The sequence below is a fragment of the Bacillus sp. Marseille-Q3570 genome (assembly GCF_946151055.1).
In the GTDB taxonomy this organism is placed as follows: Bacteria; Bacillota; Bacilli; order Bacillales; family Fictibacillaceae; genus Pseudalkalibacillus.
In genome coordinates this window covers 36,820-62,460 of sequence record NZ_CAMGYZ010000017.1, presented here as the reverse complement: position 1 = coordinate 62,460, position 25,641 = coordinate 36,820, and the positions used below count along the sequence as shown (strand labels likewise).

Sequence of the window (25,641 nt, the reverse complement as noted above, 5' to 3'; positions counted from 1 at the left end):
TATCGTTTCCGCAGAAAGCGAAAATAGCTTGCTTGCTATCCATTTTTCAAACCTTCCTGTTGCTTTTCATCTATTTTCATAAACATCTTTTGTGCAATCCAGGTCACGTATAGGGCAATCACACTTCCACCGAAAAACGGAATCAGGGTCGGTACAAGGAACATGATGAAACTAATGGACACGATCCCCAAAATTGCCACTAAACTCTTAAAAGGATGTAACATTGCGATGAATATCGTATTCCGGAACAGGTGGAAAAGGGTTAATTTGTAATGGACGAACACTGGGAAAATCAATGCAAGAATCAGGACATACACGAATAAAAGCATGATTGTGAAGGATTTCAAAAGAAAAAAAAGTGTAGACCCTGAGGACGTGAAGAATAGGTAATCCAAATACAAGACAATCCCAAGGCCTGTCATGATCCATCCGAACGCATTGGCCTTTCCGAAGTCACTTTTATACGTACTCCAAAACAGCCGAAATACTGAAAAATCATCTTCTCCGCGCACCCAGCGCCGGATTAACGCAAACATGGCAGATGTTGCCGGGAAAAGACCGAACAACATCACACCAAGTAAGGAAAACCCGATCCACAATACGTTGACATAAGCGATCCTGGTGATCCATTCAAATAATACAAACAACTTCCCCTTGAAACCTGTACCTTTCATAAGTCAATCCGCTCCATTATTGTTTTTAGCCAGCTCTGTGATTTTTGCGACCAGCATCCGCTTCAACCAGTAACCGGCTCTCTCAATCTTTTTATCACGACTGTCTTCGGTTCACCGATATCCTTGAATATAATCGACTCATCATCAGTTGAAGCATCCTTTTCTGCAACCCATCCACGCTTACACCTTAATTTAAGCGAGCCTTTTGGACCGATTGGATGTAGTGTCATTTCAACGTGATCGTCCTCTACAACTAAACCAGTCAATTCGACTGTCAAAAACTCGATTGACAATCCCTCGGTAATGTCAAAGTTTCGGATATAGATCGCTGAGGATCTTGGCGGTAAAACAACCTCTTCACCATCAAACAGGGGTTGCCCCTTTTCATAGATGGCAGCCTTTTGTTCGATTTCATCATAGTTGCTGACAAACATGAATGATTCTTCTCCATTCTTGCGTTCGACGAGTGACAGATCAGGATTCGTCGCCTGTAAATGCCCCGTGATCCCCATCTTGTCCGCAAGTTCCTTGATGACATCCAATTGATAGTTGTAATCATGACCCATGGCAATTCCTAACACAAGGATTTCACCTTTGTCACAAGGCTTCTTATATGCTGCAACTTCATTTTCTCCGGTACGGGTAAATGTGGCGATCGGCTCTCCATCGAATCGAGTGAATCGCAGACGCTGTTTGATATTGACGGAGTCCGTATTGAGCACATCCACATAGTCCGTACCGCCAACAACTTCCCATTCACCCAGGTCTAGCTCATCGACAAGGATATGACAAGGGTTCCCTGATAGATCCATTGTCGGGAGTTCGGGATAGATGATGAGCTTCCCACCTTGTTTTACATATTCCGCAAGACGGCTTTGGAGCTTTTCATCCATTCTTTTGGCTGAGAATATCCATAAGGAAGGGACGGATTCAACAGAAATCTCTTTTAAAAGATCAATAGCTTCAAAGTGGATGTTTGCGCTTACCAACAAACGGAGGATTCCATCATAGGCAAAATGGTCGCGCTTTCCGGTAGAATCAGCTAGCAGCCCCCGATCTCGTTCCTCCACCACTTCTGTCATATAATCATCTGGATTGAAGCCGACGTAGGTATGTATTTTTTTCTCTGAATTTATCAATCTCTTACCGACTGTTTGGAAAAGGGCACCTAGATGTCGGGCTTTTTGGTAGTTAGGGCGTAATTCGCCTTTTGAATCGATCGGCGCTTGCCATTCATGTCGTCTGCCGAACAGTCCGATATTTTCAAAGTTTTCTCCTGCGACGAACATGTAATAATTCAGGGCATTCATCCCGTGCGCGACACACGTACGCGTATTCAAATCCAGATCTTGCGGGTAAAGCCTGGGCCGGTCCGCCAATCGACCTGACTGGAATTCTGCTGAGAAAACAGGCTGATCCGCCTGTGAAATCGCTCTAGTGAAGGTCGTGGACATCACAAGATCATGGTAATTGTCATAGCCGATCCTGCCTGGATAAAAGTCCCCTGCAATGACAACATCATCGAATTCGGCTGTGCGGTAAAGCTGGGATAACCCGATTGGATAATGGATTCCTCTGCTGTAGATTGAAAAATCCGTGAACCCATGTACATTGATGATAAACGGAACGGTAATCCCTGATTCTTTCGCAAATTGACGCAGGTCACCCGTATAATCCTTGATGTATTCTCTTCTGAATTCCCCCCACTCATAATGGAAAGAAGGATATTCTTCAGGCAGGCCCTTCTTATAAGCTTCCAGAAAACTAGTGAAGGATTTCTCTTTGATTTGATACTGTTCGTTGAACCGTTCAATCGTACTGTATTTGTCTTCGAGGTAGTCCTTGAATTTTTCAAGTGTATCCGGATTATAATCGGATGTATTGCTGATCCAATGGAACATCCCGATTTCATTGCATAACTGATACATGATGATCGGTCCGCCTTGTCCGATTTGCTGCGGGGCGATCAGTTCATTCACTGCGTCATACCATTTTTTCGTCTTTTCCAAAAACACCGGATGCCTGTATGAAACAACCCGGGTGCCATGTTCGTTCCCTTCACGTGTGCGGGAAAGGACTTCGGGATACGTTTCCAACAGCCAATCGGGAACGCCATGAAAACGGACTTCTGCCATTACATATGGACCTGGCCGTACAATGCAATAAAGTCCGAACTCCTTCACAAGCTCCAAGAAGGATTTCAAATCTCTTTCCCCTCTTGTTTCACCGGTAAAGTCATAAATACCTTCTTCGATTTCATGCCAGACCCATGGAACGTATGAACTGACGAGGTTGCAGCCTGCTTCCTTCAACTTTTTCAGTCGATCTTTCCATTCACTTTTTGGCACGCGATAGTAATGTAATTCTCCACCATATAGGAATTCTTCTTTGCCGTTGATGATAAATTTCTTACGATTCATTCCAACCGTCATTAATTGTTTCCTCCTTGGATTCCTCTACTGTCAATTGGTTTTGGTCGTCCGTTTTTCCACCATTCCATTCAAATTGTCGAGACTGATTTGCAAGCTGTCCATCGGGTCACCTGGACATTCATCCTGCTCGACAGCGTACCACTCGACCCCATTTTCTTCACCCCATGTCAAAATCGGCTTGAAATCAATGGATCCTGTTCCTACCTCTGCAAAAGTCTGATTATCGTCAAGAGTCATATCCTTAAGATGGATGATCGGCATCCGATAAGAATATTTTTGGATGAAGTTTAAAGGATCATAGCCTGCTTTCTTGACCCAATACGTATCAATCTCCGCAAATACCTGGTTCTCTTCATCAGGGTCAAGCATATATTCCAGCGCTGGTGTACCGTTGATAATAGTCTCGAATTCAAAATCGTGGTTATGATAGCTGATTCTGTAACCGTCACCTTCCAGCTTGTTTGCAATTTCATTCAAGTCCCGCTTAATCGCTTGATAGCCTTCAACCGTCCGCAGCTCATCAGGTACGTATGGACAAACAATGTCTTTCGTATTGAAAACCTCAGCTTCTTCAACCACTGCCTGCAGGTCTTCCCGTAATCGATCGATCCCCACATGGACACCAGCAGCTTTTAAACCGGTTTCTTGTAAAACTGCCGCAATCTCCTCTTTCGAATAACCGAAGAGTCCGCTGATCTGGACACCAGACCACCCCATCTCTTTCAATTCTCGTAACACTCCTGGAAAATCATCCTTGAGCAGATCTCTCACAGTAAACAACTGCGCTGCAAATTTATGCTTCATATCATAACTCCTCCCTGGTTTGTAGCATCAGATTCTGAGAAAGGTTTTTCAACAATAAAAATAAGTGAATTCTTTCGGGAAAGCCTCGTAGTGAGGCATGTTGATAAGTTAACGGACACCAGAGACGTTATTTATGACATATTGATGTTTTTTTGAGATCTAACGGACACCAGAGACGCTATTTGTATCTTTTACAGCTGATTTTTATGATTTTGCACGAAATAAGGGCCCTGGTGTCCGTTAGTTTTGTAAAATCGTCTTGTTTGGGCAAAATAAGGTCTCCTGTGTCCGTTAATCTTTATAAAAGGCTGTTTTGGAAATAACTAGCTTACGGTCGGCAAACTGCAAAAGGTTTCAGCACCTCCACTTCCATTAGCAATTAACTTTAAACAGTCTTTATTAAAGGTTGTTTTCTGATTGTTGCTTTTGAGTCATTTTTAAAAACTCACCTTGTGCTAGTTGATTGGAGAGCAAGGTGCGAGACTCCTGCGGGATCAGCGGGACAGGTGAGACCATTCAATGTCGCAAGGCGACGAGTGGGCTCACCGCACGCCCCGCGGAAAGCGAGCATCCTGGAGCGGAAATCAACGACTTTAAAGAGCAACAAAGTTTGCGAAAACAGCCTTATTAAAATACAATCTACAGCTTTTAAAATGTCCCCTTCACATCAAGTGTTTTGTCTTCAGCTTTTTCCTCATCATACGAGGATTGAGCAATCCGATCCTGCAGGTTTTCAAAGAATTGATCCTCATCGATCGGCAGCTCAACCCATGTATCCGTCCAAGTGGATAAATGCATCGCATTGGAAAGCGTCAAACCTTTGATCCCTTCCTCACCTGGGGCGATCAAAGGACTGCCATGAAGAATCGCATCAACCCAGTTCGTCATGATTCCCCCATGCCCTGTTTCAATCCCTTGCACCGGAATCTCACATTTCCAATTTTCCGGGAGACCGAATCCGCCTTTCCATTCCTGGTTGAATTGGGTTTCCGGAATCCGGTTCCGCCAGAAAGTGATTTTATTATCTTCGACGATCAGTTTCCCTCGATCCCCGTATATTTCAAACCGATTCGTTTCTGGCGCCATTCCAGTCGAGGTGACAAACAATCCAGTGGCTCCGTTTTCGTATTCCACATACGCCGTTACATCATCTTCCACTTCAACATCACGATACTTTCCAAAATTACAGAAGGCTCGAACCCGTTTCGGCATCATATTGATCGTCCACTGCCACAAATCCAACTGGTGAGGACATTGATTGATCAACACTCCGCCTCCTTCACCTGCCCAGGTCGCCCGCCAGGAACCGGAGTCATAATAGCTTTGGGAACGGTACCAATCAATGACCCAGATTGTCCTTCTGATTTCCCCAAGTTCGCCAGAGACGACAAGGTCCCGGACTTTTTGAAATACCGGATTCGTCCGCTGGTTATACATGATGGCAAAAACCTTATCGGCTTGTGCTGCGGCCTCATTCATTGCCCTGACTTGTTTTGTGTAAACGCCAGCAGGTTTTTCACATAGTACATGAAGATCATGTTCAAAGGCAGTCATAGCGATTTCTGAATGTTGGTAATGAGGTGTTGCAATGATCACACCATCAACTCGGCCAGAGGTAATCAATTCATGCGGCGTTCGATACACCTCCACATCATCCCCGAGGTTTTCTCTAGCCCATTTCTGTCTTTCCTCCCGAACATCACAAACAGCTGTCAGCTCTGCCCCTTTGATCTGATCATTCAAAATCATAGCGGAATGGGCAGTCCCCATATTTCCTACACCGATGATCCCTACACGAATTTTGTCCATCATATCGCCTCCAAACTGAACTTGATCTTGCCTCAGATTATTATTTGAAACGTTTCAATAACCTACAAAATTTTTTCCTGATTCCTATTCGCCGGTGATTCCTGTTTTATCAAGCACTTCGACAAACCACTTTTGCGCAAACATATAAAGGACCAGAAGCGGGAGAATGACCAGAACTGTTCCAGCAAATTTGATCGATTCATTGATGTCTGCACCCTTTCCTCCCGCTTCGGCTGATGAGTAGAGGGCTTTGAACGAATCATTGAACTCTTTCAACTTCAACGGTAGTGTCGACATGCTGTCCCCTAAATAGAGGGAAGCCGTATACGTCTCGTTCCAGTGCCAGACTAATGAAAACAAGAAGACAACGACCAACGCCGGGATCGAGATCGGTAAGATGATCCTGAAAAAGATGGTCAGGTAATTTGCTCCATCCAACTGTGCTGATTCATCAAGAACTTGAGGAATCGATTTGAAAAATTGTGTGTAAATCAAGATGAACAACGCACTCTTGATTCCTCCTGCAAAAATCGCTGGCAAGATGAATGGCAGTGGTGTCCCTAGCATTCCATATTGCTCGAACATGAGGAACATAGGAATCATCACGATCTGTGTCGGGATGATGAAGGTCAGAAGCATCAGACCAAAGAGAATATTCTTACCTGGGAACTTGAATCTCGCAAACCCGAATCCTACAATCGCGCATGAAACCATCTGGGCGACAGCAGGTAAGACAGAATTCAACAACGAAGTCATGAATGTCTTCGGAAATTCGAGAACATTCCAAGCCTTTACAAAGTTATCAAAATACAACTCTTTCGGAATCCAGAGAACTGTGGGGTCCAACAAATCTCTCAAACTCTTGAAGCTCTCTGAAACCATATAAAGGATCGGATACAAATAGATGAAACCTACACTGATCAAGAGGGCATAAATGAACGTCTTGAAAACAAGACCATCGTTCCCCTGCATTCCCATTAATAGTTTCTTCATCCTCGTTCCGACCGTATTCACTTTTTTTATTATCGTTCTATTTGTGGCATAGTCCAGTTTCATTAGGTGCCCACATCCTACTTGGTTAAGATTTTTTGAATTCCAATCTTTCCTTCCTTGTGAACAGGAAAATCGAGATAAGCAAAATGATGAAGATGATCAGGAAATAGATCCACGACAAGGCCGTGGCATAGCCGAATCCCGTCTCCACCTTGAACATGTTCTCCTTGATCAACACGATCACGTTATTCAACGAATTCGTAGAAAGATCGACTGTGGTATAGATGATATTGACAAGGATAAAAGGCTTGATACTCGGCAACGTGATCTTCCAAAAGATTTCCCAGGGAGATGCCCCGTCGATGGCGGCTGCCTCATAAATCTGTTTATTCACTTTTTGCAATCCGGCCAGGAAAATCAATATCTGAACCCCGGAATACCAGAGGATGATGATCAACTGCTCGATGACATTGATGATCGGTGCCGCCCAGGACGGACTTAAATTGGCATCCAGAAAGTCGATGATCCCGTATCGTTCAATGATCGGAATCGTTGCAGCCCCTTGCGCGAACAGTTCATTCACTACCTCACCACTTGTGATGATGACAGGAAGGAAGAAAATCGCCCTGAAAAGGCCTTTCCCCCGGATCGGTTGATTGATCATCAACGCGACTATGAGCGAAAAGACGATGACAATCGGAATCAGTAACACGACGGATTTCAAAAACATGATCAACTCTTCTAAAAAATGAGGATCTGATAAAAAAGCGAATTTATAGTTTTCCCATTTCAAAAAGGTCGTTTTGATACCAGACGCTGTCACATACACCTTATTGAAACTCATAAAAAGGGAGTAAAAGAGAGGATACGCCATGAAGAGCACGAATCCAATCAACCATGGCAGGATGAACATGTATCCTGTGAAGTATTCTCTTGTTCTCCGATTGAACGATGGCACTCTCAGCTTAATCCCCTCCTTCGATTAGTTTGAAATCTAGTGCTCCGATCTTGTGATCATTGACTTCCATCTCTTTCGTGTTGTAGTTGACGATGATTTTCACGTCATTGGAATAAGTGACTTCCACAACACCAAGCTCGATGACCTTCCTATCTTCAATCGAAGCGTTCTGGACCTTTTTCAGTGCTTTATTAACTAGCTTGTACTGACTGACGACATCTTCGCTCCAGTCTTCATAGGAAGATGTGAAAAGATCCTTGGACGGTGTGTTTTGCAGCTTCCATGAGGGTTCATGGGTCAAGTAGAAGGATGGATATGCACCGTATTCAATCATCCTCAACAATTGTTTTTTTGGGTCGGCATGATAGTTTGAAAAAGTCGTGTAATAATCAATCGACCCATGCATCACGATTTGTAGGAATGGTACAGAGTCTGTTTCATAGGCGTACCGTGATGAGCTCATAGGAATACTGAAAATTTCATCACTATACTTGAACAAATAGTCATTCGGTTGATAGAACGCCACTCTATCCACACTTTTTGAAAAAGTGTCAGCTAATTCTGCATATTTAGAAGCTGATTCTTCCCTGGAAAGCCTGCTTTTGGAATGATGGTCTGAATACAGGATCGAACCTGTATCTTCAATGGAAACCCCTTCAATTCCCAATTTCTCAAATTGCTTCATATCTTCACTTGCGATTTCCAACGCTTTATCTGGGTTCATATAATTGATTTTCAGATCAGAGAACTTTTCATCTACTAGATTATTGGAAAACGAATGTTCAAGGATCCGGTTGCTGATCCTTCTTACACCATCCACTTGTACATCAAAATTATCCTGATCCCCATATGCCTTTGTATAATTCGTATAAAGATAGAGGGGAATTCCTTTTTTCTCAAGGTGTTCTTTCAATTCTTCGATTCCTTCTCCACCGCCTAATTTATCTTCCACGGGGAATTTCGCTGGATTTCCACCAGTCAGACCTCCCTTGCTCCATCCCCTGTATACAGCGGTCATTTTATCGACTCCGGATTTCTCCAAATCATCTATGATCATCTGGGCTTGATCGAATGTCGTCATCGAGACAAGCTTATTCCCGATGAGTCCAGGTTCCATTTCGCCACCAAGGAATTCGACTCTTACAGGAACATCCTCATCTGAATTCTTATTTTCCGATACTTTGATCTGCTCGTTATTCTCCAGATATTCCCGATATGTTTTCGCCATGCCAACATAATCGGAATCCTTTTCTGATAAGAAAACATAACGGATTTCCTTATCTTCATGCAGCCTCTCTTTTTGAAAAGTGTTGATTCCACCCATACTCTTACTCGTAGGCTGGAAATAAGGATACCTGACGATGAATCTTGGCGATAGCCAATTGAAATCGGTATTGACGCCGCTTGGGTAGGCGACGATTTCTGAATTGAATTTCCCTTTTTCAACGATCCCGATGAACCCATTTTTCTTTACACCATGTACCATGCCAAAGACCGGAACCGATATCGACTGTGGTTTCACTTCCCAGTCACCTTTTGACTCGACCGCCTCATCTTTACCATAGATTTTCCCGATGTACGGAGAATCATATAGCGGATGCTCGGCTTGATAGCGGATAAGTGCCCCGCTTCCATCGGGTATGAACATATAGCCTGGTATGTCTTCTTTTTTCACTGCTCCCAGAAAAGGAAACAGCTGGACAGAAGCGATCTTTTGCTCTCCATTTTCTTTGAAAGTCTCATCAGGCATATGAACGACCAATGAATCCTCTTCCAAAACGACTTCAATGGACATGTCCACTTCCAGTTCTTCCAATTTAAAATCAGCTCTGAAACCATCCTTCGTCTTTTCGAGATGTTCAACCGCACCTTTAAGAGATACATAGCTTCCTGATTTGAGCATGTCATCTTTATTGAAATATTGGACAACAACCGGTGAGGTTACAGTGGCAGCCCATTCGTCATTCAACCTGGTATCTTTTAAAACTGATTCATCAGGTACTGAACTCCACACATAACCTGTTTGTTTATTTTTAATCATGATATTCAAGGTTTGTGGAGAAACGTAAAGTTGGAGCTTCTCATTTTCAGTAGCCAGATCGTACTCCTCTGGGATTTCCTTGACCGGGAGATCCTTTTCCATTTCTTGTTCAGGCTGGGTGAAATCGTTCCCTTTGAATTGAAAGGTACTATGAGTGACTTCCTCCTCTTGATTATCCGGCTTCTCCTTTTTGTTTTCTTCACTGTATCCTATTTGATAGGTTAGAAAAATCATCAGGAGGATGCTTCCGAGCATGATGACCATTTTCTTTTTATTAGACACGAAGCTTCACCTCTTGGAAGATAGAGTACATGAAATCGATCACCTGATTGGAGAGACCGAATAGGATGAACGAAATGATTCCTAATACAAGCATGCCGGCGACACTGAGAACCATGTTTTTGATCGTCTGCCCGATTTCATAAGAATGGATCTCTTTCACCATCATGAAGAGAAGAAAGGCGCTCCACAGGATGATCGCTTTTTTAGAGAAGTCATAAAGGACAACTTCCATATTCGTCAGCCCTTTTGACATCAACGTGACAGGGATTGAAAAGATGAGATACGGACTCAAGGCATAGACCGTACCAATATAAACACTCTTGAATTTACCTATTCCATCGTTGATGGTACTGATCAAGTAGTTGCAAATGACCCATGCTAACAATGGGAGATAGACTTTATACAGTTCTGTCATGATGTTGACCCGATTCGTATCGACGTCGCTGAATAATGCATTTGTTTCAAAAATCGTGTAGATATGCACAATGAAAAGGAACAGCAATAATAACGTTGCAGAGAAGACAGAAGTTCTTTGGTTCGTTCTCAACTCATAAAAACCGTCGACTGGATGCCTTAACATTCGGAAAACATGTAATAAGTGGGAGACGATCTCAATCTTTCTGAATTTGTTCCACAGGTCTACCATCTTGCTTCCATATCCATATTTTCTGTACAGTCTCTTTACCAGGAAAATCGATAATCCCAGAAGAACGATTCCGATCAAAACCCAGGAAACATATTTCATCAACCAGTTCCTTCTGATTTCCCAATACGCTTCTGATAAGCTCTCATCGTTCCCGGCAAGCCTGAATTCTTCAAGGGCTTTTTCATAATTCCCTTTTTTGAAGGCTGCCTTTCCGATTCCGTTGTGAGCAAGGGAAAACATGCTGTTCCGCTTCAGTACTTCGTTCCAATATTGTTCACTTTCCAGATATTTTCCGTCTGAATTAAGAGCGATTGCGTCATGGATCAAACTTGTGAATTCAGTAGGCTTCAAAATTTGAATATTACTTTGTTTCTTGTCCAGGACGAACAATTTATGGTCGGAAGAAACAGCGATTCCAGAAGGTGTTTTAAATAATCCTAGTCTCTGGTTACCAGTGTTCAGTCCCCCAAAAACAAACAATAGATTTCCATCTGGATCGTATTCGAAGATGTATCCATACTTTGAATCAACAGCAAAAATATTCTTATCCTGATCAACGGTTATATCCGCGATATTATTTGATGCAGATACATCTGGCAGAAGATTTTCACCTGCTACATTCAGTTTCTTGATCGTTTCTGTTTTCAACCCTGCTGTACTCGTATAGATCAGCCCTTCGTCATCAACTGCGACATTCGTGGCTGAAGGAGGGTATTTCTTCATCAATTGACTATACTGTTTCTCGGTATAAAGCATCTTCTGCATCTGTTGGACGAAATCGAAACTTGTACGATTCCCCCCGTAATAACCGAGGAAGTCTCCTTCCGGACCAAGCTGGATCAATCCTTGCGTCGATCCATCACCGACTATGTAGACATTCTTCTGTTTATCGATGATGACTTTAGTTGGATTGAAGGGACTCTTCTTTCCATAGATGACTGATTCCGGTTTTTCATATTCAAAAGCGAGTGATCCGTCTTTTTTGAATTTGAATACTTTCTTTTTTTGATAATCCGCTACATAAATGAAGCCCTCATCATCAACGAATACACCTGTAGGTTTTGACAGGACATCTTCCCCGACAATTCGCTGGAAATTTCCGAACGAATCAAATACGACAATCCTTGAATTGCCTGTATCCGCAACATAGATCGTGTCGTTTTTATCGATGAAGATATCCTCTGGTTGAAACAATGGATCACTCTCTCCGGCAAGAGGGTCCGATTCGTCGGAAGGAATGTCGAATCCATCGATGGTCCCGATCGGCTGGTATGCTGTCTGGGTGTAGATCGGGTAGTCATCTTTATCAAATGTATAGGTGATGAAAGGTGCTTCTGCGGATGCCGTTGATGTACCAAAAAGGACAACAGCAACGGTCAAAAGTAATATGATCTTAAGCCGCGCCATTTTTTACCTCCTCCCTTACTTCAATCCTGAATGAGCCATCGTATCAATCACTTTACTTTGCATAATCAAGAAAATGATGAGGTTCGGCAAGAACATAAGTGCAGCAGCGGCTGCCGCCATTCCCTGGCCTGCCACCTGATTGTCGTTCCCCATATTTCCTGCTAACGTACTCATATAGAAAGCGAATGTTTTCAAACTCTCATTATTCATGTAAATTTCTGATGTTTCTGTATTGTTCCATGCCATTTGGAAAGCAAGTATGGCAACAGTAGCGATCGCTGGTGTGACCATCGGAATGATGATCTTCCGGAAAATATAGAAATTGCTTGCTCCGTCTACCCGAGCCGCTTCAATCAACGCATCCGGAATCTGATCGATGAACTGTTTGATCAGGAACAACCCCACTGGCATGGCCAGTACCGGTAAAATATGGCCGAACATGTTATCTGTCAAACCGATCCTGTCGATGATGAAATATCTTGGGATCGCAACAGCTGCAGGAACGAACATCAAAGCGATGATATTCGCCTCGAAAATCACTTTTTTCAGTTTGAAATCCAACTTCGATAAGGCGAAGCCAGCCATTGCACTGATGAAGACACTGGCAAACACGATTCCGGATGAAATGATGATGCTGTTGAAGAGGTATCGTGTCATTGGAATGACGGTGACGCTCGTCTCTTTGAATAAATCACCAAAGTTTTGTAACGTCGGTTTTTCAACAAAAAACCTTGGTGGATAGAGAAAGAGTTCATCGATCGGCTTCAGTGCCTGTGAAAATATGAAAATGATCGGCAACGCCATAAAAATCGATAGCGGTATCAGAAATGCAAAAAACTTCGTCTGACTGAAACTTAATTTACTTGGATCGATTTTGGACCCTTGAAAAGAAGCCATGAAATTTTCCCCTTTTCTTCGTTGGTGATGTTATCTATGCATGTTATTTACTCCTGTTGATTTCTTCGAAATTCAGCGGACGCTCCATGAGCCATCTTGCTCGTCCTTACTGAAAACAAGTTTGCGACTGTTAACGGACACAGGAGGCCTTATTTCGCCAAAACCACTTGATTTTACAAAGCTAGCGGACACCAGGGACCTTATTTCGCGATTTTCATAGGAAATCAGCTGTTTTTTTCATAAATAGCAGCTCTGGTGTCCGTTAAAAATCTCAAAACACCGATTTTGTCACAAATAACGGCTCTGGTGTCCGTTAACCTGAAACCTGCCTCACACTAGGATTCCGCATGAGTCACTTTTTCCGCAAAAAGTACTCTCCGGGTCCAAATATCCCCGGTCTTAATCATCCCTTTCGCCGAACAGACGCCAGCAGAACCGGGAAACACCATACACAAATATGAGAAGGACAAGGGATATGGCGGAAGCATAACCCATATCAAAACGAATGAAACCATGGTCTGCAATATGTGTAAGGATCAGTTGCCCTGAATATTGAGGCGTCGGATTCGATCCTGATAGCTGGACGGCGATATCTCCAGCCTGGAAGGTCTGTACAACTGCCATGACCGCTCCAAACAGCATTTGTGGTTTCATCGATGGGATGGTGATATACCAGATTTCTTGGAACCTGTTTTTCAATCCATCAATATAGGCCGCTTCATAAAGCTCGCGATCAACATTCAAGATTCCTGCAAGCATTGCCAGAAACCCTACACCCATGCTGTTCCAAAGCGATACGAGGATCATGATCGTCATCAAGTGTGCCGGAGATTGAAGCCACTGGATCGGTTCATTGATGAAGCCGATCTGGATCAGGATGCTGTTCAAATACCCTGCCCGGTCTCCACTGAACAAAATGAGCCACACGACCGACATGGCGACCCCGGCAGTCATGGACGGTGAATAGATCGCCAGTGTCAAGATCGTTCTCGGCTTTTTCGGAATCTGAGCTAACAACCAGGCCAAAAAGAACGCCAGGACATATCCACCTACTCCGACAATCAGCGCAAATTTGAATGTATTCGGAAGCACATGCATCATGAAAACATTGTCCTGGGTGATCAAATTCACGAAGTTCTTAAGTCCGATGAAAGTCGGTGGCTGGATGGTATTGAAATAAGTGAACGCAAAGTAAGCAGCAACAATGACGGGTATGACGATGAATAGTGAAAATACGATCAGGAAGGGAGCGACAAACCCAAGAGCGCTCAACTCTTTTTTGAGTCCATCCAACCAAATCGCTTTCCTGCTGAACGTCTTTGTTCTAACGCTGATGTTTTGTTCTGTATTCGTAGCTGGTTTCACCTGCCGCCCCCCTTAGACTCGATTTTTTCAATTGATGGCACTTCAAGTTCTTCTACAACTTTTCCATCTTTAATGAAACCGAATTCTTCCAATTTCTTTCGCATTTCTCTATTGGTTGTGATGACGGCATCTTCTACGGCTTTTCGTTCATTTTCACCTTCGAAGACAACCTCATTCCATGCATTGCTGATTTCACGTTCAAGCATGTAATCACCCGGCACATGCGGAATGTCTCTCAACCATTTCCATTGGTCTTTGATCACATTTAAATCTTCATCAGGCCAAGGCAGCTCGCTAAGTGCCTCCACATTGGATGTGTTCCAGCGAAACTCTGTGCCGTAGATGGTCTCGATCAAATTGCCGAATTCAGATTGCGTCTCTTTTGAAGTCCACCATTTGATGAACTCCCACGTTTCTTCTTTCTTATCACTGCTGTCGAACATGATGACGCCTTTCCCTGTTCCCGGCGCCCAGCGTACGACTTCTCCATCTTCATTTTTCACACCAGGATAAGGAGCAATGCCCCACCAGCCTTGAAGCTCAGGTGCTGCTGCTGTGATTTTGACGTAATTATCAAAATCAGCGATACCGATCGGCAAGTCACCTTGACGGAAATGACTGTAGAAATTCGGTACCTGAAGAGGCATACTATAGATCGTGAACAGATCCGTCATCTGCTTAAAGCCTTTTAAAGCGGCATCACTGCCTATAGCGGTACTCATGCCATCTTCATTAAAAAGCTCACCGCCGTTCTGATAGATATAAGGGACCGTCACTTTCGCTTCTTTAAGTCCTCCCAAACCAGCGATCGGTACATAGAAATTCATTCCGAACCGTTGCAGTTTCGGAAGCATTTTCCGGACATCCTCCCAGGTGTCAGGAACAGACATATTAAGGGCTTGCAAAATATCTTTCCGGTAGAAAAGGACATAAAATTCCTGGGTTTCCGGAAGTGCATAGGTCCCATCATCGTACATGAACGGAAGTAGCGCACCAGGAGAAAAACGTTTCGCCACTTGGTCATAATCCGGGAACTCGCTCAGATCTGCCAGCGCGCCACGTACGGAAAGTTCAAACGGGAACTTTTGGTTCACACCGAGTGCCAGATCAGGTGATTCATCAGAAGCGTTCGCAAGAATCAGTTTCTCTTCAGAAGGCATCAAGCTTAGATTCACCTTGATTCCGGTTTCCTTAGTGAAATCCTCATTGGCCATTTGCTGCATCAGCATTACATATTGACGCGGTCGGTTCACCCAAATCTCGATTGATTCTTCATCACTCGAACTTACCTGGTTGTAGTCTTTTGTAAATGAGGAAAAGAAATTGACAGCCATGGATCCGGCTTTTTGAAAGAGATTCGCTTCCGCACCAGGCAAATTCTTATCCGAATAAACATAAAATTTATCGAATTGTAAAGGCTGGTTTGGCAGTAACAAAAGAAGATCTCCAAGTTTCTGTGTCACGGACCCTGAGCTTTGGGAAAGTTCTTTGAAACGTACTGGTATTTCACCAGGTTCGCTGGCGATATCCTCCATTTGCTTTGCACTGATGATCAGATTCCTTGCTTGATCGGGTTTGCTGTCACTCAATTTTTCAAGGTATTCATATCTGTCCCTCAGCTCTCCAGCAAGCTCATTCAGTCGAGGAACAATGTCAGGAATCTGTTCTTCGATATCCCAATCCCGATAGAGATCATTGGATTTCCCTGTTGCCATCTGGATTTCCAAAGAAAGATCGTTCACTTCTTTCATGACATCTTTAATCGTGCTGATGACTGGTTGATAAGGGGACGGGTTTGATACAAGCGTTAGTTCGTGCTCCCCTTTTTCCAGGAAAAATTGATACGGTTTCCCGTTTGCATCTGAAAGGGTTTCGTTTTTCCATTCTGTTGTATAGTCGAATGGATATTTCAGCATGTCGTCGAAAGGTATTTCGCCGTCGATTTTGATTGTCCGATAGACAGGGACATTCACATTGAAATATTGATTGTACTTGAACCCTAGCTGATAGAACCCTGTTTCATCCACTTTCACTTTCCATGTGACAGCTTGTCCTCCAGCTTTCCACGTGTCTCCTCCAAAAGCATTGAGAGAAAGCTTGCTGCCACGGTTCGGTGTTACATTCGGTTCACCATTGGATAGAGCTCTTATGGAAGAATCTGATTTAGAGTATGGATGTTCAGCTTCAATTTCGAGCAGACCCTTTGTTTGTTTTCCGTCATGTTTTTGAAGGTACTCTTTATAAGAAGGCTGCTTTTCAGGAGACTTGACGGTTACGTCGCCCAATAACATCGGCTCACGGATATTCAACAAGGAAATCGTGTTTTCCCCTTTTTCAAGATGGAACTTTAGAGGCTGGTCGAATAAGTAGCTCGCATCCATGAACGGCCGGGACTGCCAGGTATGGATTTCTTCCTGTTTCGGGTACACCTGGTTCCCGAGTTTATCTTCTTCAAATTTATTGACGGTGTCCTTCCATAACCTTGGAAGCACAATTCTTCTCGATTCATAGTATTGGAAATCACCATTTATTTTGATTCCGCGTTCAATTGGTATGATTTTACCTGGTAAGGCGAAGTAATCGACTTCAATTTCATAAAGACCTTCCTTAGGTACGTTGATGGATAATTGCAATTCTTTCGTTTGTTCTTCCCAGCGGAATACATTCCCGTCGTATTCGTCATGGCTGGACAGTTCCACTTCTTTATTGGGACTAGTAAACTCTTCTGGCTCAATGACTTTCTCAAACCCTTTGGTAGCTTTAATGCCTTTTTTGTCCCATTCTATTAATTTATCTTTGTATTCAGCTTCAATGACTCTTGTTTCAAAGTTCTCTTTTTTGTCTTTTTTCTTGTTATCATCCTTGGACTTATCGGAATCCTTCTTGTCTTTGTCGAATAGATCGTCTAATAAGTCCCCGGTATCTGATTTTTTGTCCGTGTTCGCATAACTGACATGCGAGGATTGATTCAGGAATGATCCAGTTGATAGGACCATCAATCCGATCAACAGGATGGTTATTATTTTTCTGCGCATAGGATTTCTCCTTTTCGAAGCGGGGTCTGAGTGAAATAGAATTGGATGGGGAGTTACTTGGCCCCATCCATTCGTTCTGATTGGTCTATCATTCTTCTATTGCTTTATCCAATTCCTCTGTAGCCTTTTCATAGGTTGCATTTGCCTTTTGATCCATTTCTGCTCCCACATCACTAGGGTTTGCTTCACCTTTATCGAACTTTACATTCATTTCGGCTATCATATTGAGGGCTTCCGTATACCCAGGGTGAGCTTTAAGAGGATCGACTGTGCCATCAGGGATCAGTTTGATGATTTCTTTCATCTCTTCAGGTACAGCCTCGTCGCTTAAGTACGCATCCCAGATTTCTTCATCATTGATGAGTGGAATACTTCTTGCTACAGGAACTCCGGCATCTTTACGGTCGAACCAGCCTTCCTTAGAGAATGTCAGCCATTTCAAAAATTCATAGGAAGCTTCCTTATGCTTCGATTCCTTTGAAATACCTACATAATCCGCTACCAATGGTACTCGGTGGCCATCAACTCCGGGAACCGGGAGGACTGTCCAGTTGAATTTGTTGTTATCTGTATTGCCCTTCAATCCCCATGTCCCATCATATCGGATTCCGATTTTCCCAAGCGTCCATGGATCCTTGTCCTTTCCGTACCACTTATCTCTTTCTTCTTGGGTATAAACGGATGGACTGACTTTATCCTCATTCCATAGCGTATTGATATAATTCTGTGAATCTACATAAGCTGCTGAACTGAAATTATATTGTTCGCCATCCCACGTACCCCATTCTAGAGAATTATCAAATTGAACAGGCAGTACTTCACGGTATGCTCTAGGATTTAAAAAGCCGAATTGTTGATTATTATAGTCAGTCAACTGTACAGATGCCTTCCTCAAGTCATCTAGTGTCCAGCTGCTGTCAGGTACAGAAACATTTTCTTTTTCAAACAAGTCTGTATTAAGGATCATTATGATGGCATGCATTGAATGAGGCATTGCGTATTGGTGACCATCATAATTCGCGGTATTGAGGACACTTTCAAAGGTATTCTCAGGATTGTAGTTTTCATCTTTTTCCAAGTAAGGGGTCAAGTCTTCCAACCATCCGTTAGTTATTGCGGTCGGTACGCCGAATGTCCAGAAAACATCCGGAAGTTTACCTGCTGCAGCTGCTGCTGAGAGTTTTTCGTTCCATGGCCATCCAAGAGACTTATCTTGTTTCACATCAATATTCGGATGTGCTTTCTCGAATGCTTTGATGACTTGATCGACTTCCTTACTGTCTTGCCAAGTACCGTAAGTGATGGTTACCTTCTCCCCAGAATCTGAAGATGTTTCTTCTTTTTCGGAATTTTCGTTTTTGGACTCTGAGCTTGCTCCTTCATTGTTCGAGCAACCTGCCAGACCTGCAGTAAGAATCAGCAAAACGACTAATAAACATTGAAATACCGGTTTTACCCTCAATCTAATCCCTCACTTTGTGTTTTTTTCTAAAGGCTCTGTGATTCTAAATAGTTGCTTTCGCTTAAATGCACTCTCTCCGCGGGTCCTTTGCCTAGCTCGCTTTTCCCGAAGGAATGCGGCAAATTCCGCTAAAAGAGTAAGCTTACGTAAACAGAGCCCTCCCTAACTAAACTAGTGCTGACAAACTTGGAAAATATCAGAAAGATTGTTCCCCCTTCCATCCTGTTGATTTGCCTATAAACTTGACTAACACATACATTGAAACGTATCGATAAAAACGTATATTTTTACCCTTTCATAATCGTGTTGGATAACACTTTCAAAAAGGGAAAAATAACTGCTTATTATTCGTTTCATTCCAGAGAAAAACCAGGCTTGGGTGCAGATTCATCGTAGTATGTAAATGCCTTGTCCAATTGAGATATCGGACAATTCCTCCAGAACTAACGACAAGGTGAAAATGTTAGTGATCTATCAAACGAACGACATAGTCTTGGGCTGTGTTTCTGAAATTCCTAATCCAAAAATCGCCAATTTTCCACATCTCTATTTCGCATTTTCGTCGAAACGTTTCGATAACCTTATATAAAAAATTACCATGAAAGCCTTTTCAGTTCAAGAGTTTTTTGAAAATTTTCTAAATTATTAATTCGACAATTTATGTAATGTACTGTCTTTAATAGACATTTTGCTGTCTCAACAATTTAAAAAAATAAAAAGCTGAGGGTTGTATGAAAGTGGAACTTATTCAGCGAGCATAGGTTAGAGAGAATTCCTGACTGAATACAGCCATTATCGGGACAGCAAACAGGGTTTTTCTTGCTTCCCTGTCCCATAACTTCCCTTTTCGAGACAGCATTCTCTGTTTTTCTTGCTCTCCTGTCCCATAACTTCTCTTTTCGAGACAGCTAACTCTGGTTTTCTTGCTCCCCTGTCCGAATGCACCTTTTATCCGGACAGAAACAGCAGATGGTTGAATAAAAATTACGCCTTTGCCCCAAGAAAACGAAAAAGAATGAATCCCCAGCATGGAACGCGCGAAGTGGATTGTGAAGCACCTCCGGAAAGGAAGTAAGAGTTTCGAAGGTTCAACAAACAAGCTTTTCTTTTTTTAAAAAAGGGTTGAACTCTACAACAATTTGTTGTACAGTTAATAAAATTTAAAAATTCTGTTTCTTATCCAGAGAGGTAGAGGGAATGGCCCGATGACACCTCAGCAACCTTCAATGTGGCAAACATTGAAAAGGTGCTAATTCCATACAAGTGGATTCACTTGTAAAGATAAGAAGAACGACCGTGCCTATTAAAGTCTTCTTCTTATAAGAAGGCTTTTTTCTTTTTATACATGAAGTAAGTCTAAAATACTTTCTCCAGTATAAGTTCCACTATAGGCTCAGCCTACACCTAAGGCTCAGCCTCGCCTGGTTTTCTATATCTAGATCAGCAAGACCCGAAAATAACAACAATGTCAGTGAGGGATTCAAATGGGAATTTTAGATGACTTGAAGCAAGATAAAATTTTGATTGGTGATGGCGCGATGGGGACGCTTCTCCATTCGTATGGCTCCGACTGGTGTTTTGAAGAATTGAACTTATCGCATTCAGATCAAATCTTTAATATCCATCGGGCATATATCGAAGCCGGAGCAAATATCATCCAGACGAATACATACGCGGCCAATTATATTAAACTCGAACGCTATGGTCTACAGGATCAAGTGAAGGAAATCAATACAGCCGCAGTCCGATTGGCCAAAAAAGCTGCCGGAGATCACGCTTATGTGGTCGGTACGATCGGAGGTATCCGTGGTATCAAGCCCCATACGATCACCATGGATGAGATCAAGCGAACGTTCCGTGAGCAATTGTATTGTCTCCTTTCAGAGGACCTTGATGGTATTTTACTAGAAACATTCTACGACTTAGAAGAGTTGGAAACAGTATTATCGATCGCCCGGAAAGAGACGTCACTCCCGATCATTGCACAAGTGTCGTTGGAAGAGACCGGTTATCTGCAAAACCGTACGCACATCACAGAAGCGTTTACCAGGCTGGAAGAACAAGGTGCAGATATCATCGGAATCAATTGCCGACTCGGTCCTTATCACATGCTTTCAACATTGGAAGAGGTACCGCTCCCAAAGCAAGCATATTTGTCCGCCTATCCGAACGCAAGTCTTCCGTCGTATGTGGATGGAAAGCTGCAATACGAGAGTGATGCTGACTATTTTAAAGAGTGCGCCCGTTCTTTCAGAGAACAAGGGATACGCTTGTTAGGCGGTTGCTGCGGCACGACGCCTGCACATATAGAGGCGTTCGCTAATGAACTTGAATCTGTACAGCCTATAACAGAAAAAGAGGTCAAAAAACGGCAGACACCCCAGGCTGCTGTTCAATCTGTAGATCCAGGACCTCCTCCTCTACATGAAAAAATAAAAAAAGAACAATCGATCATTGTCGAATTGGATCCGCCTAGAAAACTCGATACCACTCGCTATATGGAAGGGGCCAAAGCCCTTAAAGATGCAGGAATCGATGCAATTACTCTTGCTGATAACTCGCTGGCATCCCCGCGGATCTGCAACACTGCCGTCGGTTCCATCGTCAAAGAACAGATCGGTCTCCGTCCCCTCATCCACATCACATGCCGGGATCGGAACTTGATCGGCCTGCAATCCCACATCATGGGCCTTCACACGCTTGGAATCCGGGACATCCTTGCAGTTACCGGGGATCCAACGAAGGTTGGGGATTTCCCTGGTGCTTCTTCTGTATATGATGTAACATCGTTCGAGCTGATCAAAATCATTAAACAGTTCAACCAGGGGATTTCATTATCAGGAAAAGAACTTGATCAAAAAACGAACTTTTCTGTCGGGGCTGCATTCAACCCGAATGTCCGTTACATCGATAAAGCTGTCGAGCGATTGGAAAAGAAAATCGAGTCCGGGGCAGATTATTTCATCAGCCAGCCCGTCTTTTCTAAGGAAAAACTGCTGGAAATCCATGAGGCTGTCAAACATTTGGATGTTCCCATATATATCGGAATCATGCCGCTCACAAGCAGTAAGAATGCAGATTTCCTCCATCATGAAGTGCCTGGCATCAAGCTATCCCCGGAGGTTCGAGAACGTATGGCGAGATATAAGGATGATCGTCAACGCGCTAGTAAGGAGGGCGTCGAAATCGCCAAATCCCTTCTCGATACCGCAATCGGATTATTCAACGGTATTTACCTTGTCACGCCGTTCATGCGATACTCAATGACAGTAGAGCTTGCCCGCTACGCACGTAACCACCATCTTAACCAGTCATCTAGGAGGCTACAAAATGTCTAATCAACCATTTGAACAACAATTGAATAAAAGAATCCTGATCATGGATGGCGCGATGGGGACGATGCTGCAACAGGCCCAGTTGACCCCTGACGATTTTGGCGGTGAATTTTATGATGGATGTAATGAATACTTGAACATAACTGCGCCAGATCTGATCGAATCCATCCATACCACCTATCTCGAAGCGGGTGCAGATATCATCGAAACAAATACATTCGGTGGCACAAGCCTCGTATTGGATGAATACGAACTCGGACACAGAGCCTATGAAATCAATAAAACAGGAGCCGAAATCGCCAAAAAGGCGGCAAGGAAAATTTCAATCCCAGATCGGCCGAGGTTCGTAGCTGGAGCACTCGGCCCGACTACGAAAACGCTGAGCGTCACAGGTGGAACGACCTTTGACGAATTGACGGATTCATACGCTGAGCAAGCAAGAGGACTTTTAGATGGTGATGTTGACTTGTTACTTCTCGAAACGAGCCAGGATATGCTTAACGTTAAAGCTGGTTTTTCAGGCATCCAGAAAGCGTTTGAGGAAACGGGCCGGAGAGTTCCATTGATCGTATCCGGTACGATCGAGCCGATGGGGACGACCCTTGCCGGCCAGACGATCGAATCGTTCTATATTTCACTGAAACATATGAACCCGATCGCTGTCGGCTTGAACTGCGCCACCGGACCAGAATTCATGCAGGATCATGTACGTGCTCTCGCGGATCTTTCAACGTCAGCTATAAGCTGTTATCCGAATGCCGGACTGCCTGATGAAGAAGGTCAATATCATGAAACACCAGAATCTCTAGCGACGAAGCTTGCCGGATTTGCAGAAAAAGGATGGCTGAACATCGTAGGTGGATGCTGCGGAACGACACCGGAACATATCAAAGCGATCGCGACGAAACTGTCCGGTTACAAACCGCGGACACTTCCTGAAAAAGAACTCCACATGGTCTCCGGAATCGAGCCGTTTTTATATGATAGTCCCGATCTGCGTCCGATCATGGTCGGTGAACGGACAAACGTCATCGGTTCCAGGAAATTCAAACGGTTGATTGCTGAAAAGAAGTTTGAAGAAGCTGCAGAAATTGCGAGAGCTCAAGTAAAACGAGGCGCGCATGTCATCGATATCTGTCTCGCGGATCCGGACAGTGATGAACTGGCGGATATGGAGGTCTTCATCCAGGAAGTCGTCAAGAAGGTCAAGGTCCCTCTTGTCATTGATTCCACAGACGAAGATGTCATCGAAACCGCACTGAAGTATTCCCAGGGTAAATCCATCATCAATTCGATCAACCTGGAAGATGGTGAAGAGCGATTCGAAGCGATCGTCCCACTCCTTCATAAGTACGGAGGCGCGGTTGTCGTGGGCACGATAGATGAGGAAGGCATGGGTGTGACGGTCGAACGGAAGCTTGAGATCGCCAAACGCTCGTATGACCTTCTTGTCAACAAGTATGGACTTTCCCCTACCGACATCATCTTTGATCCGCTGGTTTTTCCAGTCGGTACCGGGGACGAACAATATATTGGTTCAGCTAACGAGACCGTCGAGGCAATTCGACTCATCAAGGAACAGTTTCCTGAATGCCTGACGATCCTGGGGGTAAGCAATGTCTCATTCGGCCTTCCTCCTGTCGGCCGGGAAGTATTGAATGCCGTGTATCTCTATCATTGCACCCAGGCTGGTTTGGATTATGCAATCGTCAATACAGAAAAGCTCGAACGTTTCGCCTCGATTCCGCAGGAAGAGATCCAGATGGCGGAAGATCTGCTTTTCCGAACGACAGATGACGTGCTTGCCAAATTCACTGAATTTTATAGAGGGAAAAAGAAAGAAGTCAAATCACTGCTTCCGAAAATGACACTCGAAGAGCGGATTGCGTATTATGTGGTCGAAGGTACGAAAGAAGGGCTGCTCCCTGATCTCGAAAAAGCGCTGGGAAAATACGATAAGCCTTTAGACATCATCAATGGTCCGTTGATGGAAGGCATGAAGGAAGTCGGCCGTCTATTCAACGACAATCAACTCATCGTAGCCGAGGTTCTTCAAAGTGCGGAAGTGATGAAAGCCTCCGTCGCTTTTTTAGAGCCCTATATGGAAAAGAACGATACCAGGTCGTCAAAAGGGAAGATCATTTTGGCGACAGTCAAGGGCGATGTGCACGATATCGGTAAAAACCTGGTCGACATCATCCTCAGTAACAACGGCTTTGACGTCGTCGATTTAGGAATCAAAGTGACCCCTGCGGCTTTGATTGAAGCGGTAAGGAAGGAAAACCCGGATATCATCGGTCTTTCTGGACTCTTAGTCAAATCGGCACAGCAGATGGTCATCACCGCTAGTGATATGCAGCAAGCGGACATTTCAATACCGATTATGGTTGGCGGCGCTGCGTTATCAAGGAAATTCACCGATACGAAAATTTCGAACGGATACAACGGCCTTGTATTATATGCTAAAGACGCAATGACCGGTCTCTCACTGGCGAATCAAATCCAAACACCAGCCGGATTCGAGGAACTTATCGGGGCTCACGAAGAGAAGAAAAGGAATACCGCTGAACCCGTTCTTCAAACCGATTCTGGAGGGGGTGCCGGAGTTGCCGTCAAAGTACGGTCCAAGGTTTCGCGGGATGTCCAGGTTTTCATTCCAAGGGATACGAAACGACATATTTTGAAGAATCATTCAATCTCGCATATCGAACCATATATCAACTGGCAGATGCTATTGGGACACCATCTTGGAGTCAAAGGCAAGGTTTCGAGATTGCTAGACGTAAAGGATGAAAAAGCGCTCAATGTCAAAGCGGTGGTCGATCAACTCCTGCTCAAGGCAAAAGTAGAAGGTCTGATCCAACCAGCTGCTGCCTATCAATTCTTTCCTGCTCAGGCGGAAGATGAAAAGGTCTTGATCTATGACCCGGACGATCATACGAGAGTCATTGAACAATTCGAGTTTCCTAGACAGCCGAAAGAACCTCATTTATGTCTGGCTGATTATTTGAAAACGAAAGACAGCGGACTAATGGACTATGTTTGCTTCTTTTCGGTAACTGCAGGGAGAGGAATCCGTCAACTCGCCACCCAGATGAAAGAAGAAGGACGGTACCTGGAAAGCCACGCGCTCCAAGCTCTTGCACTCGAAACCGCAGAAGGATTCGCGGAACTGATCCATCAGCAGATCCGTGACCAGTGGGGCTTCCCGGATTCAGTTGATTTTACGATGAGAGAACGCTTTTCCGCCCGCTATCAAGGTCAACGCTTCTCCTTCGGCTATCCTGCCTGTCCAGAATTGGAAGATCAGGAGAAGTTGTTCAAACTTATCCAACCAGAAGAAATCGGTATCGAACTGACCGATGGTTATATGATGGAACCAGAAGCTTCCGTATCCGCAATCGTATTCGCACATCCAGAAGCACGCTATTTCAACGTCATGAATGGTGATTGATTTAAAGAAAACTTGGCAAAGCCAAGCCTTTGGCACAGGCTGAGCCT

14 protein-coding genes and 1 riboswitch are annotated in these 25,641 nt (G+C 43.9%); of the genes, 2 read left to right on the top strand and 12 right to left on the bottom strand.

Features of this window, described 5'->3' with window-relative positions; all coding sequences use genetic code 11:
* Positions 1 to 35: 35 nt before the first annotated feature.
* From N8M93_RS19405 to N8M93_RS19350, 12 genes are all read right to left on the bottom strand, one after another.
* Positions 36 to 674 carry a YesL family protein gene (locus tag N8M93_RS19405; protein ID WP_261134282.1) on the bottom strand — a complete coding sequence of 213 codons (639 nt, stop codon included), beginning with the start codon at positions 672 to 674 and terminating at the stop codon, positions 36 to 38.
* A gap of 62 nt (positions 675 to 736) precedes the next feature.
* Entirely contained in the window at positions 737 to 3,106 is a 2,370-nt protein-coding gene (locus N8M93_RS19400; protein WP_261134281.1) for a beta-galactosidase, read from the bottom strand.
* Positions 3,107 to 3,136: 30 nt separating this feature from the next.
* Positions 3,137 to 3,910, bottom strand: a complete 774-nt coding sequence (locus N8M93_RS19395; protein ID WP_261134280.1) for a sugar phosphate isomerase/epimerase — start codon at positions 3,908 to 3,910, stop codon at positions 3,137 to 3,139.
* Between the two features lie 648 nt (positions 3,911 to 4,558).
* Positions 4,559 to 5,719, bottom strand: coding sequence for a Gfo/Idh/MocA family protein (locus N8M93_RS19390; RefSeq protein WP_261134279.1), 1,161 nt, complete (start codon positions 5,717 to 5,719; stop codon positions 4,559 to 4,561).
* Positions 5,720 to 5,803: 84 nt separating this feature from the next.
* Entirely contained in the window at positions 5,804 to 6,775 is a 972-nt protein-coding gene (locus N8M93_RS19385) for a carbohydrate ABC transporter permease (RefSeq protein ID WP_261134278.1), read from the bottom strand.
* 22 nt (positions 6,776 to 6,797) lie between these two features.
* On the bottom strand, positions 6,798 to 7,670 hold the full coding sequence (locus N8M93_RS19380) for a carbohydrate ABC transporter permease (protein WP_261134277.1): 873 nt from the start codon (positions 7,668 to 7,670) through the stop codon (positions 6,798 to 6,800).
* Between the two features lie 7 nt (positions 7,671 to 7,677).
* Complete coding sequence (locus tag N8M93_RS19375) at positions 7,678 to 9,993, bottom strand: DUF5696 domain-containing protein (RefSeq protein ID WP_261134275.1); 2,316 nt, start codon at positions 9,991 to 9,993, stop codon at positions 7,678 to 7,680.
* Entirely contained in the window at positions 9,986 to 12,046 is a 2,061-nt protein-coding gene (locus N8M93_RS19370; RefSeq protein WP_261134274.1) for a YIP1 family protein, read from the bottom strand. The genes N8M93_RS19375 and N8M93_RS19370 overlap by 8 nt, the downstream gene beginning before the upstream one ends.
* Before the next feature lie 15 nt (positions 12,047 to 12,061).
* The gene (locus N8M93_RS19365; RefSeq protein ID WP_261134273.1) at positions 12,062 to 12,943 is read right to left on the bottom strand and encodes a carbohydrate ABC transporter permease; all 882 of its coding nucleotides are present in this window, start codon (positions 12,941 to 12,943) and stop codon (positions 12,062 to 12,064) included.
* Between the two features lie 399 nt (positions 12,944 to 13,342).
* Complete coding sequence (locus N8M93_RS19360) at positions 13,343 to 14,236, bottom strand: carbohydrate ABC transporter permease (protein ID WP_261134307.1); 894 nt, start codon at positions 14,234 to 14,236, stop codon at positions 13,343 to 13,345.
* Positions 14,237 to 14,304: 68 nt separating this feature from the next.
* Positions 14,305 to 17,343 carry an extracellular solute-binding protein gene (locus N8M93_RS19355; protein ID WP_261134272.1) on the bottom strand — a complete coding sequence of 1,013 codons (3,039 nt, stop codon included), beginning with the start codon at positions 17,341 to 17,343 and terminating at the stop codon, positions 14,305 to 14,307.
* 88 nt (positions 17,344 to 17,431) lie between these two features.
* On the bottom strand, positions 17,432 to 18,805 hold the full coding sequence (locus tag N8M93_RS19350) for an ABC transporter substrate-binding protein (RefSeq protein WP_261134271.1): 1,374 nt from the start codon (positions 18,803 to 18,805) through the stop codon (positions 17,432 to 17,434).
* Positions 18,806 to 19,978: 1,173 nt separating this feature from the next.
* Positions 19,979 to 20,093, top strand: a riboswitch (SAM riboswitch).
* 196 nt (positions 20,094 to 20,289) lie between these two features.
* Between N8M93_RS19350 and N8M93_RS19345 the strand changes: the two genes are divergently transcribed.
* Both N8M93_RS19345 and metH read left to right on the top strand, forming a co-directional pair.
* Positions 20,290 to 22,143 (top strand): bifunctional homocysteine S-methyltransferase/methylenetetrahydrofolate reductase, encoded by a 1,854-nt coding sequence (locus N8M93_RS19345; RefSeq protein ID WP_261134270.1) that lies wholly within the window; start codon positions 20,290 to 20,292, stop codon positions 22,141 to 22,143.
* Positions 22,136 to 25,594: a methionine synthase gene (gene metH / locus N8M93_RS19340; RefSeq protein ID WP_261134269.1), complete on the top strand. Its 3,459-nt coding sequence runs from the start codon at positions 22,136 to 22,138 to the stop codon at positions 25,592 to 25,594. The genes N8M93_RS19345 and metH overlap by 8 nt, the downstream gene beginning before the upstream one ends.
* The last annotated feature ends 47 nt before the right edge of the window (positions 25,595 to 25,641 follow it).

Excerpts from the sequence above, each read along its gene's own strand:
- N8M93_RS19365 (WP_261134273.1), bottom strand. The coding sequence starts at position 12,943 with ATGGCTTCTTTTCAAGGGTCCAAAATCGATCCAAGTAAATTAAGTTTC.
- N8M93_RS19400 (WP_261134281.1), bottom strand. The coding sequence starts at position 3,106 with ATGACGGTTGGAATGAATCGTAAGAAATTTATCATCAACGGCAAAGAA.
- N8M93_RS19345 (WP_261134270.1), top strand. The coding sequence starts at position 20,290 with ATGGGAATTTTAGATGACTTGAAGCAAGATAAAATTTTGATTGGTGAT.
- N8M93_RS19385 (WP_261134278.1), bottom strand. The coding sequence starts at position 6,775 with ATGAAACTGGACTATGCCACAAATAGAACGATAATAAAAAAAGTGAAT.
- N8M93_RS19405 (WP_261134282.1), bottom strand. The coding sequence starts at position 674 with ATGAAAGGTACAGGTTTCAAGGGGAAGTTGTTTGTATTATTTGAATGG.
- N8M93_RS19370 (WP_261134274.1), bottom strand. The coding sequence starts at position 12,046 with ATGGCGCGGCTTAAGATCATATTACTTTTGACCGTTGCTGTTGTCCTT.
- N8M93_RS19395 (WP_261134280.1), bottom strand. The coding sequence starts at position 3,910 with ATGAAGCATAAATTTGCAGCGCAGTTGTTTACTGTGAGAGATCTGCTC.
- metH (WP_261134269.1), top strand. The coding sequence starts at position 22,136 with ATGTCTAATCAACCATTTGAACAACAATTGAATAAAAGAATCCTGATC.
- N8M93_RS19355 (WP_261134272.1), bottom strand. The coding sequence starts at position 17,343 with ATGCGCAGAAAAATAATAACCATCCTGTTGATCGGATTGATGGTCCTA.
- N8M93_RS19390 (WP_261134279.1), bottom strand. The coding sequence starts at position 5,719 with ATGGACAAAATTCGTGTAGGGATCATCGGTGTAGGAAATATGGGGACT.